The organism is uncultured Nostoc sp. (assembly GCF_937863485.1).
In the GTDB taxonomy this organism is placed as follows: domain Bacteria; phylum Cyanobacteriota; class Cyanobacteriia; order Cyanobacteriales; family Nostocaceae; genus Nostoc.
Map to the genome: position 1 here is coordinate 73,803 of NZ_CALMFY010000166.1, position 16,847 is coordinate 90,649.

Consider the following 16,847-nt stretch of genomic DNA (forward strand, 5'->3'; position numbering starts at 1 on the left):
CCGAAATTCATCTATATGTATTTGTAGTTTTTACTGTGATAAAATTTACATAACAAATAAATCCCCAATTCAGCATCTCAATTTTAAACTGAATAAGGGAATGCTGAGCGATAAAATTATATAATTAAAATAATCTTAGTTTTAGCGATTAGATTTCGCGTTGATATTTTTCTAGAATATCTACTAAGGTGACCTGGGATTGCAGTGGTAGTAAATCGATTAAAGGAAGTTCGCTTTTACCTCCACCAATTTTTACTGGAATTGATTTCAAGACTTTTATAACTTGGTCTTCATTTACATTGTTGGAAGTAATTAAGGGATACAACTGTTCAGCAACAAGGGTATGCAGTTTGGCATTAGATAAATAAAGATGCCATTTGGCAATGTCTATGTAGACGTTTTCGCCAATTTCAGCTGCTAGGGCTTCTAGTAGTTCTGTGGTGTTAGTCTTAGCCATAAAAATAACCCTACATTCAAAAAGAGCGCGAAATCTCAGGCTTTTTTACATTATCGCTCCATTAACAGGCTAATCCTACTACCACAGGTTACAATCGCCCCAGCATCAGCAATCCGTCTTCAGATGGATTTAGATGGATCACTGTAGTTAGCGATCGCAGCAATATAAATTAGATGTACTAACAATATTCCTGTCCAAGTTAAAGTCACCCCAGGCAGCCACTCCCAGGTAGTGGCTTTCAAGATGTGGAAAAACCACAAGCCAGAATTAATACTAGCAGCGATCGCCACATGGATGGCAAAATTCATCCGGTCATCTATCTTGCGGTAATCAGGGTCTTTGCGATCGGGTTCGCGAGGCCAACGAGGAGGCATAAATATTTGTTACAAATTTAAATACACTTACTCATTCTAAGGTATTTGGGGCAACGGTTGCTATTAGACCTCTAGAACCAGTGATAATCTAATTAAAAGTCAAGAGCAGATGGGTTAAATCCTATGACTATCTTTGAGCAAATAGATCCCGATCTCCTTTATCCAGATAGCGACGGGAAACCAATGGCAGACAATACAGAGCAATATCGTTGGATTGTCCTGATTAAGGAGAATTTAGAGATTCTGTTTGCTAATAATGACAATGTTTTGATTGCGGGAGATTTGCTCTGGTATCCCGTCCGTTCTCGGCTGATTGCACCGACTGCACCTGACGTGATGGTTGCCTTAGGTAGACCAAAGCAAAAACGTCGTTCCTATCGTCAGTGGCAAGAAGACAATATTCCACCGCAAGTAGTCTTTGAGATTCTCTCTTATAGTAATGATACCAAAGAGATGGATCGCAAGCTAGAGTTTTACGATACCTATGGTGTTGAAGAATACTATTTATATGACCCTGAAAGTTTTCAACTAGATGGCTGGTTGCGGCAAAACAACCATTTGAATAAGCTATGGCAAATGGATGATTGGTTCAGCCCCCGCTTGGGAATTAGATTTCAAACTGGGCAAGGAGAGTTAATAATTTACCGTCCAGATGGACAGAGATTTTTGAATTCGCTGGAACTCAATCAACGGGCAGAACAGGCTGAGTTATTGGTAGAGCAAGAACGTCAACGGGCAGAACAATTGGCAGCATATTTACGTAGTCTCGGTATTGACCCTGATAACCTCCCATAACTGAACTGTGGATTATTGTGAAACAATATCAAAGATTTTTTTCAAAGTAAAATGCGCCCTTATCTAATGCTCTTGCAGGAAATAATCTCCTGATTTCCCGCCACTCTTACTGATTAAACGAATCGATTCAATTTGAATCGACTTTTCTAGGGCTTTTGCCATATCGTATAAAGTCAGGGCAGCCACAGAAACGGCAGTTAAGGCTTCCATCTCTACACCAGTTTCAGCTTTGGTTTTGACTGTGGCTTGAATTTGATAACCAGGTAGTTGCGGATCGGGTATAATTTCAACTGCGATTTTTTGCAAAGGCAACGGATGACACAGAGGAATTAAAGTGGCTGTTTGCTTGCCTGCCATAATCCCAGCCAATCTTGCAGTCGCTAACACATCTCCTTTTGGCACATTTCCGGCTTGAATGGCAGCGAAGGTTGCAGGCAGCATCCGCACATTGGCAGCGGCTACTGCTTGGCGGACGGTGAGTGCTTTGTCAGACACATCCACCATCTGTGCCTGTCCTTGGCGATCTAGATGGGTTAAGTTGGCAAAATTAGATGGAGAATTATCTTGCATCATTTAATTAGAACGTGTTAATATAGATTGTCGGTGAGGGCGTGTAGCTCAGTGGACTAGAGCACGTGGCTACGGACCACGGTGTCGGGGGTTCGAATCCCTCCTCGCCCGTTTTTCAAAGTTAAGAGTTGAAAGTTAGGAGTGAGGAATTAAAGTTCCTCACTCCTAACTTTTAAGTTGTTCAAGGCGTAGGCATCTGGAGCTAAACCTAGTGCAAAGCGCAGAGAGTTGGATAAGTTTTTGCTCGACTGGGTGAGGAAAAGGACAAGTGCAACAGAAGTGCTCGCAGCACCGTAGCCAAACATATCGCGGTAGCCTACCTGTTCAGCGATGATACCCAGAAGAGGAGCAGCGATCGCAATTCCCAGGTCAAGTCCAGCTATGCATAGAGCAAAAATTTGCCCCCGTTCTTGCGGCAGTGAGCGGTCTGCCATCATCGTGATCATCATGGAGATCAGTGTACCACCACCAGCACCTTCAGCGATCGCAGCCAGTAAGAAAAAGATTACGCTGTGAGCCTGCCACAGCAGTATTAAGGCCAAAACGTAGCAAAAAATACCAAAGGTAATAAACAAACCACGACCGAAGCGATCGCTTGCCTTACCAGCAAACACTCTGATACTAAAACTAGAAATTGCCGAAGCTGTAAAAAACAGTCCGCCATTGAAGTCCACATTAGTGGATTTGAGGAATAACGACACAAAAGTGTGTACAGCACCGAGGGACAAACCAACCAACAACATAACTATCGTTGGAACTTTTACCCGTGGACTGCTCAAAATTTGCCAAAAGTTGCGATCGTTTCCCTCTGTTTGCTGTTGTGTCTGCACTGGCGGATTCGTGACTTGTACAATCCCTAAGAGAGCGACAAAACCCAATTCGGCACAGAAGAGAAATAATATCCCGTAACCACTTGTAGCTTCCAAATACCCACCCAAGGCAGGGCCAATTGCTAAACCAAGGGGAGTTGCTAGGGTCATGTAACCAATGATTTCACCACGAGTTTCGCCGGGAGCTAAATCAGCGATTAACGCACTGTAGCCAGTGGTAAAAGCAGCAACACTAATGCCGTGAAAAATCCGCACCAGGATCAACAGTGGAATTGATTGGGTTGCCAAGTAACCAAAGGGTGCGATCGCAGCTACTATCGTACCAATCAACAAGACAATTTTTCGACCATCTTTATCGGCTAACCGTCCCAGCATCGGGCGAGATAGCAATAACCCAATGGCGAAACTGCCCATCACAATCCCAATTTCTTGTTTGCTTGCGCCCACATCATCGATGTAAAGCGGTAGAGTTGGTAAGAGCGAAGATATGCTCGACCAGAATAATAAACCTGCTGTAAATAAAATCAGCAGGTTGCGCCGTAGTCCAGCGTCAAAGGTATTAAATGCTTTCAAAGTAGATGCAATTTAATGAATTTTTTGTCAATAGTTAGGAGTTATATCAATTCTGTGTGAAGATGCGCTAAACCATATTTAAGTGCAAGAAAGAAAAACGTAGACGCAAAGGACGCATAGACACAAAGGGGCTGACCGCAGGGTAGGACACAAAGAAAGAAAGAAAGAAGTTAAAAGGGTTTGGCGCAGCCTCACAAAGAAATGGTATTAGGAGTTAGGAGTCAAGAGTAAACCAATATTTACTCTTGACTGTTTACTTATGCCCAATGTCCAATGTCCAATGCCCCATAACTCAATGGCACTAAGATAAGTCCAAAGTCTTGTTTTGCCTCGTTAAGAGCCTGGACGGCTGGGAAACTATTTTGGGAGGCTCCGCCTCCTCTTTCTTGACCAGAGGCAGAGCCTCTTGGAACTTGTTCCCAGTCTTAAGACTGGGAACAAGGTTACACAAGCCTTTCGGCTTTTCTTAGTGCCATTCCACCATAACTATTGTTACCTTAGTCAATATTTTTTGCTACTACCTCTCGCACGCGATAGATAGGCCTTCCTTGGGATTCATGGTATGTACGCATGAGCAATTCTGCCAAAAGACCGAAGCAAAACAACTGCACTCCAGTTACTAACAAAAGAACTGCCAAAATCAGCAAAGGGCGATTGCCAATGTCCTCATGGAAAGCAAATTTGACGAACGTCAAGTGAATTCCGATCCCTGTCCCCGAAACCATTGAAATCAAGCCCAATAGCCCAAAAACGTGCATCGGGCGGGTAAGGAATCTTTTCATAAACAGAATGGTTAACAAATCCATCAACACCCGGAATGTCCGCCAAATCCCATATTTACTCCGACCAAAGCGACGGGCGTGATGACGCACTGGTATTTCAGTAATTCTAGCTCCTTCAATGTACGCCAGGGCAGGTAAAAATCGGTGTAGTTCCCCGTAGAGATTCATATCTGCCAACAGTTCTGCCCGATAGGCTTTCAGCGAGCAGCCATAGTCATGAATATTCACGCTGGTGGTGCGACGAATTAGCCAATTGGCAATTTTGGAAGGAAGTAACCGATTTACAGCACCATCTTGGCGTTTTTGTCGCCAACCACTCACCAAATCGTAACCTTCGGCCAGCTTTGCTAATAACATCGGGATATCAGCTGGGTCATTCTGGAGGTCAGCATCTAAAGTGACGATCGCTTTACCTACAGCATAATAAAACCCAGCAGCCATAGCCGCAGTTTGACCGTAGTTGCGACGCAAAATCACCGCTTTTAAATCAGTGCGGATTTGCGCCTGTTTTTTGAGAAACTCCCCGGAACCATCTGTAGAACCATCATCCACACAAATTATTTCATAATTTATCTGACTAGAGGATAAAGTAGATGCGATCGCTTCTAGTAAAAGCGGCAAACTTTCCACTTCGTCATGTATCGGCACCACCACCGAAACATCTGGGACAATTGCTGAAATCACCCCATTTTCCTGACTCAACTTTTGCTCAACCAACCCACTCCTCATATACCTGTGCGTCCTGTGCGTCTCTGTGGTTCGTAACTCTTGATAACTCTACCAGCACCTCGCAGCTGCTGATAGTAGGACTGACTAATCGCATCTCCCTGTTCCGAGAGAATATCAATCCCAATCCCATCCCGTCCCTGCTCTTTCCCAGAACTATGGATGTAATAACCATCCGCCAAATAAAGTCCGACATGAGTTGCTTTTTGACTAGTTCCAAAAAATACTAGATCCCCGGCTGCTAATTCTGCAATAGTAATTGGTTGAGTGAATCCTTCCTGTTGATAAGCATCTCTGGGTAACCAAATGCTCACCGAAGCAAATGCCGCCTGGATCAATCCAGAACAGTCATAATTTGGTGCTACTGTACCACCCCAAAGGTAATAATTGGATTGTTGCATCGCTTTTTGAGTAAAGGCGATCACCTTTGCTAGGAGTTTTTTAATTTCAGATTCAGAAAATGTTGCAGCCTGATAAGGTACAGTAGCAGATTGTAATGAATCAAAATCTGAAAGGGATACCCATCCCGGATAGTCATCTTCACACAAATACAGCTCAACCGCTGAATTTTGATAATTTGATGTTACCCACAAATGTCGCCCAGATGCGGCTTGAGTTGCCAAGCGTGTACATTCAGGAGAATCATATAAGTTCAGGTTAGCGAGACACTGATATTCCCCTGATTTTGGATTTGGGATTTTGGATTTTAGATTAAAGGACATTATTCGAGAATGATTTTTTTTAATAAAGACGAACAACTCGAAAATCTTGGGTTAGGCATTTTAGATGCAACTTGGGCAGCATTTGGGACTTTAGCCCGTAACCAAATTGCGTTAACTTGGGTTGTTTACGATCCACCAGTGCTAGTAAATACTGGTGGCGCTCTGACTCCCAAAGCTTTTTGGGATCACCCAGTTCGTGGTTTCACTTATCGCGGTGTTGAGCGGATTTATCCCGCCAGTGTAGTCAAGCTATTTTATCTGGTGGCGGTAAACGAATGGTTAGAAAAAGGCATGAGTCAAACCTCCAAGGAGTTGGAGCGAGCCTTGCGGGATATGATTGTAGATTCTAGTAATGATGCTACCAGCTTGATTGTGGATATTTTGAGTGGCACCACCTCAGGGCCACATTTACCAACTGGGCCCTTTGAAACCTGGAAATATCAGCGTAATATTGTTAACCGCTATTACCAATCCTTGGGTTGGGAAGAAATGGAGACGATTAACGTCTGTCAAAAAACTTGGAGTGATGGTGCCTATGGACGAGAACGGGCGTTTGTGGGAGAGTTACTGGAAAATCGCAATATGTTGACAACAAATGCGATCGCTAGGTTACTGCATAGTATTGTAGGCGGGGTGGCAGTTTCAAGTGGGCGATCGCAAGCAATGATGGCTTTGCTCAAACGGAATCTCAACGATTTGCCCACTGACAGAGACGAGGATCAGGCAACAGGTTTTTTAGGCGGTGGACTCCCTAAAAATGCTCAAATTTGGTCAAAAGCAGGTTGGACAAGTCAAGTTCACCATGATGCCGCCTATATTGAGTTACCAGAACAGCGCCCTTACCTCTTAGTGGTATTTACTGAAGGGAAAGCGCAGGCTAAGAGTCGGGATATTTTGCCCTTTGTTTCTAAACTAGTTGCCGAAGCGATCGCTAGTCTATAATTCCAAATTGCCTCGTTCCCAGTCTTCGACTGGGAATGCCTACTCAGAGGCTCCGCCTCCCTCATTAGCGGCAGCAGCCCAATGAAATAGCATTTCCAGATATAACCTGGAAACGAGATTTTCAAAAGTTTTGGCTTAAATTGACATCTGTGCATTGGTGTGCATATATACTATTTCAACTTAAATTCATCAAACTTCAATACTTCCGAATCCGGCTTGCGAGTATCGAAACGATAACTACTTATCGTACCCGTCCCCGTATCAAAGATACTGAAAACCGTAATATCATTACTCGTAATATAAGGCATCGGCTTCCCATCTTCGCCCAGCAAGGGAGCAATTGTTGGCACTATCGGCTCTAAACCATTGGGATCACCAAGCTTAACATAATCCTCTTGATACCCAATTGGTACTTCTCGCTTTCTGTCACCCCAAGCAGCACCGTAAGTATTGCCCACATTAGATGTTTCCAGAAAGTGCATTCCACTGCGACTAACAAAGCGGTTCCACAAATGGGAATGCCCATAGAATACCAATTGCACATTAGCCGTTTCAAGTATTGGCACAACATCGCGGATAATATAATCTGCGTCTTTTGGGTATTCGTAACGCACTGCTTTGATATTATTACCATCCCGTTCAATTATTTGAACTGGATCTGTATAAGCAGGAACTATATTATCACCCAGAGTGTGAGGCGGATGATGGAACATCACAACTTTGTATTTTGCTTGTTTAAACTCAGGGCTGTCGAGTTCTGCCTCTAACCAATTGTACTGCTTGCTGCCTTTAGCAATTGGCTCATAAATCAGCTGTCCATAACCCCAATTTTCAGGATTATTTAAATCCTTTTCTGCTTCCTGATATCTACCCTTACGCTTTCCATCTAAACTGGGAGTGCGCCACATATTCGTAGTGTACAGTACCACCAAACGCACATCACCAAAACTGACTGCATAATACCTTTTTCCACCCTCTTTACTTTTTGGTAAAGAGAAAATCTCTTCGTAGGTATTAGTATTAAAAGAATTATCTATTAAAGATTTGTCCCGGTAGATTTTTTGAGCAACGACACGGGGAATTGTATCATCAAATTCACCATCTAAACTTCCTATCCTGGCAAATCGCCCCATCACCTCATGATTACCAACGCAAGTAAACATGGGTGCATGTTGAATTATTTGTCCACCAGTATAGGTTGTCTTAACACCGTTATGCGTCATGTCATATTTAGCACGACCTTGTAAACCGGGAAACAATGCACCACCACTATTATTATCAAACCATTCTGAGGCGCGATCGCTAACGTTGACCAAATCACCGGCAAACCATACCCCATCGACTCGTCCAATTGTTTCTACCACCTTTTGCAGATTTGCAGATGTCATCGGCTTTAACTGATGGTCAGAGGTGAGTAGAATTTTTAATGGTGTATTCGGTTTTGGAGTAGCTGCGAGGCTAAAAATATCACTGCTAACACTCTCGCCGTCTTCTCCCCCACTCGTAACACGATAGTTTAGCCGCACACCAGGAGTTAATCCAGTCACCTCAGCTTCATGTCGCCAAATGTGGCGCTGGACGGGTTTTTGATAAACTTGGTTATTTTTGGTTTGGTTTGCAACTCTTGACTCTTGGTCTTCACGCGTGCGACTAAGTTTGGTAGTATTTGCCTTAGCAGTTTGTTTGAGATTTTCCCCGTAGGTTACTGTGTGATTAACACCAGCAAACTCAGTAAACCAAACTACTCGCACTGAGGTTTCAGTTGGCAGTTGTAAAAATGGGTCGGTGAGCAGTTGGGGTGCTGATGTCATAATTGTTTGCCCAAATAAACGCACACTTACCATAAAGCATATAACAAGGGCAAGCATAGCCACTGAGGAGATTTTACGGCGGCTTTTGCGTCTGAGCATAAGTAATATACTAAATTTTTGAGAGTATTCACTGACTGAACGCAATCTTATTATTAGCCTTTTTTGCGGACAGGATTTAAAACTTATCCTCCATAGCGCTTTTCATTTGTTTGCAATACACTTTGACCTCACTTCCATTCCTCTCTCCTAAAAGGAGAGAGGCTTTGAATTTACTCCCCAACGCTAGTAGGGAAGGGGCTGGGGGTTAGGTCTGTATTGGACTCAACCCAGAAGCGCTATAGTTTCAGCATTACGCTTCATCTGTAAACTTCTCCAGCTTTTATAAAGTTTTATACTCAACCTCAGCTAATTCAGTGTAATTACTGCACAAAATATCATGCGGATAAATTAAATTTATATAATTTGTAGCTTTGTTGAAACATACTACTTCTATAAATATCTCATTGCAGATTAATTGTTTTTAATTTAGAGGTATAGAACAATTTAAACGCAGCAGATTCTTATCTGACTAGCGGCAGTTTTTGATATTTTAAAACCCTTGGAAATACTGCGATGTGTAAGCTTCGTGGTCAGAGTTTACTGCGCGTTTTTTGATAAAAATACACAATATTTATGTCAGTATTAGAACTACAACAATCTATCTTAAATTCACTTCAAAACCTGAAAAGTCTTGATGCGCTCAAAAAATTATTTTGGAATCAGTTGAACTACGAACGAGTTAATAAAGAACTTTCTCAGCGAAAATTGACTGATGCAGTTGCTAATGAACTTACAGATGATCCGTTATTATTAGCATCAGGTGGTGCTAATAATGCTTTTCACATTATTTATGCACGCTTGAGTTCAGAAGAGTTGTCAAGACAAAGTGAAAGAAGAGTTGTCGATTATCTTTTGAAAGAACATCCCTATGCACTCTTTGTATTTTCTAATAAATTGCGATCGCAGTGGCACTTTATTAATGTCAAATATGACAACACCCTGCAAAAACGCAAGCTATTTCGGCGCATTACCGTTGGAGAAGGGGAACAATTACGCACAGCCACAGAAAGAATCAGTTTGTTAGATTTAGAAAAACATTCTAATGCTTCAGTCTTAGATATTCAGACACTTCATGATGAAGCATTTGATGTTGAAAAAGTTACCCAGGAATTTTTTAAAGAATATCGTAAAACTTTTGAGAAAGTTGAAGGATTAATTGACTGGAATATAGACAAGGAACGTAAACGGTTATTTACCCAAAAGTTATTTAACCGTCTAATGTTTATTGGATTTATTCAGAAAAAAGGTTGGTTAAAATTCCAAGGAAGCATAGATTATCTATCAGCTTTATGGGAAGCTTATCTAAAAGATGATACTACATCAAATAAAAACTTTTATAAAGATAGACTTTCTCACCTTTTCTTTTTAGGACTGAATAATCCCCAAGAATATGATATAGCAAGTATTAATAATGGTGGTTTACTTAAAGACCTGATTGGTCATGTACCCTACCTCAACGGTGGTTTATTTGAGCAAGATGAAGATGACATCAACGATGAAATTATAGTTTCAGATGATTGTATAGACAGTATCATTCATGACCTATTTCAACGTTTTGCTTTCACCGTCACCGAGAGTACACCGCTAGATGTAGAGGTAGCAGTAGATCCAGAAATGTTAGGTAAGGTGTTCGAGGAACTCGTTACAGGAAGGCATGAATCTGGCAGTTATTATACTCCAAAACCGATAGTTTCGTTTATGTGTCGTGAGGCACTAAAGGGATATTTAAAAACCCAGGTATTAGGAGAAACAACCGATAATATATCAGAATTTGTTGATGAACATCATCCAGATAATATTAAGAATCCAGAAGCAATATTAGAAGCATTGCGTTGCGTCAACTGTTGCGACTTAGCGGCTGGAAGCGGTGCTTATATACTCGGAATGCTTCATGAATTATTAGATTTGCGTCAATGTTTATTTGCTAACAAAGGTCTAGATTGTAATACTGTCTATCAGCGCAAATTAGATATTATCGAAAATAATCTTTATAGTGTAGATATTGATATTTTTGCAGTCAATATTGCTAGATTACGATTATGGCTATCGCTGGCTGTAGAGTATGAGGGAGACAACCCGCCGCCACTACCAAACCTAAAATACAAAATTGAAGTGGGTGATAGCCTGATTGCACCAAGTCCTGCAACTACAGGAGTAATTAGACATGAGTTTATCAGCCAATTGTGTCAGAAAAAAGCTGAATATATGCGGACTCATGAAGGGGGTAAGAAGCAAAAGTTAGAGCAGCAAATTAATGAGTTAAAAACTCAAATTACGCTGATACATTATGGAAATCCAAAAGTACCTGAAGGTTTTGATTGGGCAGTAGAGTATGCAGAAGTATTTGCAGATGGTGGGTTTGACCTTGTGATAGCAAATCCGCCATATGGTGCAAGTGTAGATGATAATATGCGTAATCTCTATTTCGATCGTAGAAGTGAAGGCGCACAATCAAAAGATACTTATGGTCTGTTTATGGCTCGTGGTCTACAATTGTTAAAACATAGTGGTCAATTATGCTACATTATTTCAGACACTTGGCGGACGATCAAGAGTCATAAACCATTAAGAAAGCGCTTACTAGAAAATACGAGTATTGTTCATATTATTGACTTACCTGCTTGGATTTTTAATGCTACTGTAAACACTTGCATTTTTACTGCCAACATAAGTAAGCCATCAGAAAAACACAATTTAATTGCTGCTGATTTGCGTAGTATTAAGGGCGGTGACTGGCAAACTTTAACTGCAAATCTCAATGCTATAGCTAATCGCAGTATAGATTTACAACCATTAAATTATGCTCGCTATACCTATCCACAATCATTAATTTATACATACGATAATTTATCATTCTTTATTGCCTCTCCAAATCTTTATAAGTTGATGAATGATAATCGTTTTTCTCGGATTGGGAGTATTGCTGATGTAAAACAAGGTCTAGCAACTGCGGACAATGAATATTACATACGTAAACGAAAGGCAGTACGTGGGAACTACCAAATTTTAGATGAGAGCAAGTTGTTAACAGCACAAGAAATTTCTCAATTAAGAGAAGATGAAAAAGTCAATGGTGTAGATGCAAAAGACTATGGAGGACACTGCTTTTTACCTTATGATAAGGGTGGTGAGAGTGACACTGATGAAGGTTGGTTGCCTAATTATTATGTGCCGACACAATATTTTATTGACTGGTCAAAAGATGCCGTTCAACGTCTTAAAACAGCCACTATTGCTGATGTAAAGGAACGTAAAGGGCAGAGTAGTAAGATGAATCCAGGAGATAGCACAAAACGCGCGGCTGTTATTCGTAACCCTCATTATTACTTCCAACAAGGCTTAACTTTCTCACCTACAGGTATTTACAGTCCAACATTTCGCCTTGGTTGCGGCGCTATATTTGGAAACAAGGGTTCGACAATCTTTTTTAGAGGAGTAGACCCAAAAGTTATGCTTGGTATTTTAACAAGTACTCTAAGTCGATATTTGCTCAAGTCTTATGCCTCTCATACAGTTGAAACTGGAGAGGAAGTATTGACACGATTAATATTACCTAAATTAGATACAAGTTCTACAAAGAGAATAAAAGGTCTAGTTAACCAGATTATTCAAAAACAAGCTGATAATCCATACTACCGATACTGTCTTTACGAACAAAAGGAGATTGACGCGGTTATTTACCAACTTTATGGACTAAGCGATGAAGATATTCGTGAAGTTGAATTATGGTATTGTCGCCGATATAAAAAATTAGCCAAAGCACAGGGCTTACTTGCTGAAGTATCCGAAAAATATGCTGAATACTTAGCACTTTGCAACCAAGGTTTAGAACAGCAACTAACCATAGTGTCACATACCCAAGCAACAGAAGGTGATGAGCAAGTTACTAAAATATTATATAGTTTATAGGAAAAGATAGAAAAGAAAAAATCTTGCTTTCAGTATCATTCTTTGCTCAAATAAAACTTATCTAAAAATATGTTTTAATTTACTAATATAAAATCAGAGAAATCTATCCTAAAGAAACTTAAAGCAATTGGTTACTGTAAATTTGGAGAAAGGACAATAGACTAATATTAAACTCAATAGGGTTAACCCTAACAATGGCAAATATTTACAAAGATGTCTTAACTATATAAGGTTAAAAAAATCATGTTAGCAGCTTTACGCATCACAACTAAAGTTTTACCAGGAAACAAAATAGAAATAGAACTTCCAGAAGCCGAGATTGGTGACAGCGTTGATGTATTTGTGATTTTGCCAGAAAAGCCTGCATCAAAACGGGGTTCCGTCTTAGAGTTAATAGAACAAGCCCGCAGTAAACACGCTTTCAGAACCACCGAGGATATAGATAGACAACTGCAACAACAACGCGATTCATGGGACAGCTAATACTTCCTTCTTCTGGCGTTATCTATGTAGACACATCAGTGGTGATAATTATTTTTTCAAAGATTCTAGATATTTCAAAATTCTCTGATTTTCCAGCATTAACTCTCTAACATCTGCCGTATTATCATCAATTCTTCTTTGATTATCAATCATTTGGCGTTGTGTATTAACCATTTGCCGTTGCATCTCATCTAATCTCGGTAAAATGCTACTAGATAAATCAGTCAATGCTTGAATTGCTTTAGCGTTAGATTGAATAAGTTGATTTGATTGTTCTGTCAATGCTTGAATTGCTTTAGCGTTAGATTCAACCAGTTTCTCTATCCGTTCTGAATCGCTCATAATTTTATTCAACTACTACCTATAGAACTTATGCCTATACATGATATTATAGATAACCGCAATCAAAAATTAGTAGACCAAATCAACTGCATTCTCGACTCATCAACAGCAGCCCATTTTGCGGTAGGTTACTTTTTCCTTTCTGGCTTCACCGCTATTGCAGAACGCCTCACGAATATTAAAGAACTACGCTTACTAATTGGTAATACCAGCAACCGCGAAACCGTCGAACAAATCGCCCAAGGATATCGACGACTAGAATTAATTGCAGATAAAGTTGAAGCTCAAAAATATCCGAAACGCAGTGAAGAAAAACGGATGGCTAACGATACAGCAGCCAATATCCGTTCTAGTATAGAGCTAATGGATCAGACAGATGAAGCTGAAACACTGGTAAAAAATCTAGTGCAGATGATTGAAGAAAAACGGCTTCATGTCCGAGTTTACACCAAAGGAACTTTACACGCCAAAGCCTATATTTTTGATTATGGTACTATCTATGATGACAAAGGTAGAGCTTTAGAACGCACAGAAAAAGGTATTGCTATTGTTGGCTCATCTAATCTTACCCTTTCTGGTATCACCCATAATACTGAACTCAATGTCATAATTCACGGAAACGACAATCATACAGAATTAACCAACTGGTTCGAGGAACTGTGGAACGAGGCGGAAGATTTTAATGAAGCCTTGATGCGTGAAATGAAACAATCTTGGGCGGGTTCTCCAGTCCGTCCCTATGATGTTTACATGAAAACTCTCTATAGTTTAGTCAAAGATAGATTGGAAGATACCACCCCAAAAGACCTGATTTTAGAAGACGAAATTACTAAACAATTAGCAGATTTTCAAAAAGTTGCTGTTAATCATGCTGTGCAAAATATCCGAGATTATGGCGGCGCTTTTGTCAGTGATGTAGTCGGACTAGGTAAAAGCTTTATTGGTGCTGCAATTGTCAAACATTTTGAACAAACAGAACGCGCCCGTCCCTTAATTATTTGTCCTGCACCACTGTTAGAAATGTGGGAACGTTACAACGAAGTCTACCAGCTAAATGCTCGGATTTTATCAATGGGAATGCTCAAAGAAGACGATGAAAGCGGTTTCAAACTTTTATTAGATGATTTTAAATATAAAGATAGAGATTTCGTATTAATTGACGAAAGCCATAATCTCCGAAATCACACTACTCAAAGATATAAAGTAGTAGAAACATTTTTAGCCACAGGTAAACGTTGTTGCTTATTGACAGCAACTCCCCGGAATAAAAGCGCTTGGGATATCTACTACCAACTAAAACTATTCCATCAAGATGACAAAACAGATTTACCGATAGACCCTCCCGACTTAAAACAATACTTCCAGTTAGTGGAAAAGGGCGAAAAGAAATTACCAGAGTTACTATCTCATATTTTGATTCGTCGCACCCGCAACCATATCTTACGTTTTTACGGCTTTGACGCACAAACCCATCAAACAGTAGACTCAGCTAACTTCCGAAAATACCTTGACGGAACCCGACGCGCTTACGTAATTGTCGGTGGTAAACATCGATTTTTCCCTAAGCGAGAACTAGAAACCATTGAATATAGCATCGAAGACACATATCAAGGGCTTTACCAAGAATTACGTCAATATTTAGGCATATCTCGCAAGCGTCAACTAGCTAAACCACTAGTCAATGAACTTAGCTATGCTCGTTATGGGTTATGGAATTATGTTTTAAAAGACAAACAAAAACAAGAGCCTTATAACACTTTACAACGCGCTGGCGCTAACCTGCGAGGATTAATGCGGGTGCTATTATTTAAGCGCTTTGAGTCAAGTGTTTATGCCTTTCAAGAAACTATTAAAAAATTATTGATAGTTCATGAAAGGTTTCTGAATGGACTATCTCAAGGATTTATTCCCGCAGGAGACGAAGCGCAAATCTTGCTATCAGTAGATTATAACCAAGCTGAAGAACAAGATTTGATGGATGTATTACGTCAGGTATCTGGTAAATATGACTTGGCGGATTTTAATGGACAGAAATTACAACAGCATATTGAGCATGATATTAACCTACTCAAAAAAATTCAGGCATTAGTTGAACCAATTACACCTGATAAAGATGCCAAATTACAGACTCTGATAAATTCGTTAGATAAACCTATACTCAAAGATAAAAAACGGCTGATTTTTACTCAATATGCTGATACCGCAAAATATCTGCATGAGAATTTAAACCCACAAGATAAGCAAGATGATATTGATGTTATTTATAGCGGAAGTAATAAGAATAAAACTCGTGTAGTTGGCAGATTTGCACCTAAAGCCAATAAAGAATATAAATTTAAGCTAGGTGAGTCTGAAATTAATACACTCATCGCTACCGATGTATTAGCAGAAGGTTTAAACCTCCAGGATGGCGACCTCATCATCAATTATGATTTGCATTGGAACCCAGTGAAACTAATTCAACGTTTTGGTCGCATTGACAGAATTGGTAGCGATAAAGATGTAATTTATGGATACAACTTTTTACCTGAATTAGGCATTGAACGTAATTTAGGCTTGAAACAAAAGCTCAAAAATAGAATTCAAGAAATTCATGACTCAATTGGTGAAGATGCTGCAATTCTTGACCTAACTGAACAATTAAATGAAGAAGCTATGTACGCCATTTATGAGCAACAAGGTAAACAATTGAGCCTTTTTGATATGCAAGAAGAAGACGATTTTTTGGATTTAAATGAAGCTGAAGAAATTCTCAGAAAACTACAGAAAGAAGACCCAAGTGAATTTGAGCGGATTGCTAGTTTACCACATGGTATTCGTACAGCTAAATTCTCTATGCAGCAGAAGGGGACATACGTTTTTTGTGAAGCTTCAGACCCCAATCGACCTGAAATCAAAGGCTATCAGCAGTTGTTTTTATTAGACGATAAGGGAAATATAATTTCTAGAGATATCTCTCGTATCCTGGGTGCAATTAAAGCAGATTCTACTACTCCCACTTTAACAGTTTGCAAAGAACATAACTCTGCTGTGATGCGTGTCAAATGTCAATTTGCAGAAGAAGTGAAGCATCGCCAAGCAGAACGGGAATTTAACCAGCGCTTGACTCAGGGACAACGTTATATTCTCCGTGAACTGAGAATATTTTTTAAATTAATTACAGACGAAGAAGTAAAAGGTCAAGTCAATATTCTAGAAAAAGCGTTTCGCAGTTCTATTACTCAAGTAATCAACCGAGAGTTAAATATACTGCGACGTAATGGTTTCATCGGTCAGGAATTGTTTAATCAATTGGTGCAAATTTACCGTCAACATAATATGCGCGAATTGCTAAATAATAATAGTTTGCTTACACTGTCTGTGCCAATTCCAATTATTATTTGTAGTGAAGCTTTGGAATGATTTTATGCTAAAGATTTGGTATCATCTGGC

General features: G+C 40.0%; 13 protein-coding genes and 1 tRNA gene. 6 read left to right on the forward strand and 8 right to left on the reverse strand.

Features of this window, described 5'->3' with window-relative positions; translation table 11 throughout:
• Nucleotides 1-148: 148 nt before the first annotated feature.
• Nucleotides 149-457, reverse strand: a complete 309-nt coding sequence (locus Q0541_RS22270; RefSeq protein WP_273767386.1) for a DUF3181 family protein — start codon at nucleotides 455-457, stop codon at nucleotides 149-151.
• A gap of 119 nt (nucleotides 458-576) precedes the next feature.
• Nucleotides 577-831, reverse strand: coding sequence for a hypothetical protein (locus tag Q0541_RS22275; RefSeq protein WP_298915478.1), 255 nt, complete (start codon nucleotides 829-831; stop codon nucleotides 577-579).
• A gap of 123 nt (nucleotides 832-954) precedes the next feature.
• On the opposite strand from Q0541_RS22275, the gene Q0541_RS22280 reads away from it, so the two are divergent.
• Entirely contained in the window at nucleotides 955-1,626 is a 672-nt protein-coding gene (locus Q0541_RS22280) for a Uma2 family endonuclease (RefSeq protein WP_298915481.1), read from the forward strand.
• A gap of 63 nt (nucleotides 1,627-1,689) precedes the next feature.
• Here Q0541_RS22280 and moaC read toward each other — a convergent pair whose 3' ends face one another.
• Complete coding sequence (gene moaC, locus Q0541_RS22285; RefSeq protein WP_298915556.1) at nucleotides 1,690-2,196, reverse strand: cyclic pyranopterin monophosphate synthase MoaC; 507 nt, start codon at nucleotides 2,194-2,196, stop codon at nucleotides 1,690-1,692.
• A gap of 37 nt (nucleotides 2,197-2,233) precedes the next feature.
• Between moaC and Q0541_RS22290 the strand changes: the two genes are divergently transcribed.
• A tRNA-Arg gene (locus Q0541_RS22290) sits at nucleotides 2,234-2,307 on the forward strand.
• Between the two features lie 38 nt (nucleotides 2,308-2,345).
• On the opposite strand, the gene Q0541_RS22295 is transcribed toward Q0541_RS22290, so the two are convergent.
• The 3 genes from Q0541_RS22295 to Q0541_RS22305 form a co-directional block, all read right to left on the reverse strand.
• Nucleotides 2,346-3,599, reverse strand: coding sequence for an MFS transporter (locus Q0541_RS22295; protein WP_298915484.1), 1,254 nt, complete (start codon nucleotides 3,597-3,599; stop codon nucleotides 2,346-2,348).
• A gap of 497 nt (nucleotides 3,600-4,096) precedes the next feature.
• A complete protein-coding gene (locus Q0541_RS22300) occupies nucleotides 4,097-5,110 on the reverse strand; it encodes a glycosyltransferase family 2 protein (RefSeq protein ID WP_298915487.1) in 1,014 nt (337 codons plus the stop codon).
• Nucleotides 5,107-5,829, reverse strand: a complete 723-nt coding sequence (locus Q0541_RS22305) for a C40 family peptidase (protein ID WP_298915490.1) — start codon at nucleotides 5,827-5,829, stop codon at nucleotides 5,107-5,109. The genes Q0541_RS22300 and Q0541_RS22305 overlap by 4 nt, the downstream gene beginning before the upstream one ends.
• A 9-nt stretch (nucleotides 5,830-5,838) precedes the next feature.
• On the opposite strand from Q0541_RS22305, the gene Q0541_RS22310 reads away from it, so the two are divergent.
• Nucleotides 5,839-6,771, forward strand: a complete 933-nt coding sequence (locus Q0541_RS22310; RefSeq protein ID WP_298915495.1) for a serine hydrolase — start codon at nucleotides 5,839-5,841, stop codon at nucleotides 6,769-6,771.
• A gap of 170 nt (nucleotides 6,772-6,941) precedes the next feature.
• On the opposite strand, the gene Q0541_RS22315 is transcribed toward Q0541_RS22310, so the two are convergent.
• On the reverse strand, nucleotides 6,942-8,582 hold the full coding sequence (locus tag Q0541_RS22315) for a metallophosphoesterase (RefSeq protein WP_298915497.1): 1,641 nt from the start codon (nucleotides 8,580-8,582) through the stop codon (nucleotides 6,942-6,944).
• A gap of 672 nt (nucleotides 8,583-9,254) precedes the next feature.
• Here Q0541_RS22315 and Q0541_RS22320 point away from each other — a divergent pair.
• Both Q0541_RS22320 and Q0541_RS22325 read left to right on the forward strand, forming a co-directional pair.
• Nucleotides 9,255-12,590, forward strand: a complete 3,336-nt coding sequence (locus tag Q0541_RS22320) for an N-6 DNA methylase (protein WP_298915501.1) — start codon at nucleotides 9,255-9,257, stop codon at nucleotides 12,588-12,590.
• A 243-nt stretch (nucleotides 12,591-12,833) separates the two neighbouring features.
• A complete protein-coding gene (locus Q0541_RS22325) occupies nucleotides 12,834-13,073 on the forward strand; it encodes a hypothetical protein (RefSeq protein ID WP_298915504.1) in 240 nt (79 codons plus the stop codon).
• A 48-nt stretch (nucleotides 13,074-13,121) separates the two neighbouring features.
• On the opposite strand, the gene Q0541_RS22330 is transcribed toward Q0541_RS22325, so the two are convergent.
• Nucleotides 13,122-13,415 carry a hypothetical protein gene (locus tag Q0541_RS22330; RefSeq protein ID WP_298915507.1) on the reverse strand — a complete coding sequence of 98 codons (294 nt, stop codon included), beginning with the start codon at nucleotides 13,413-13,415 and terminating at the stop codon, nucleotides 13,122-13,124.
• Nucleotides 13,416-13,445: 30 nt separating this feature from the next.
• Between Q0541_RS22330 and Q0541_RS22335 the strand changes: the two genes are divergently transcribed.
• Nucleotides 13,446-16,817, forward strand: coding sequence for a helicase-related protein (locus Q0541_RS22335; RefSeq protein WP_298915509.1), 3,372 nt, complete (start codon nucleotides 13,446-13,448; stop codon nucleotides 16,815-16,817).
• Nucleotides 16,818-16,847 lie beyond the last annotated feature (30 nt).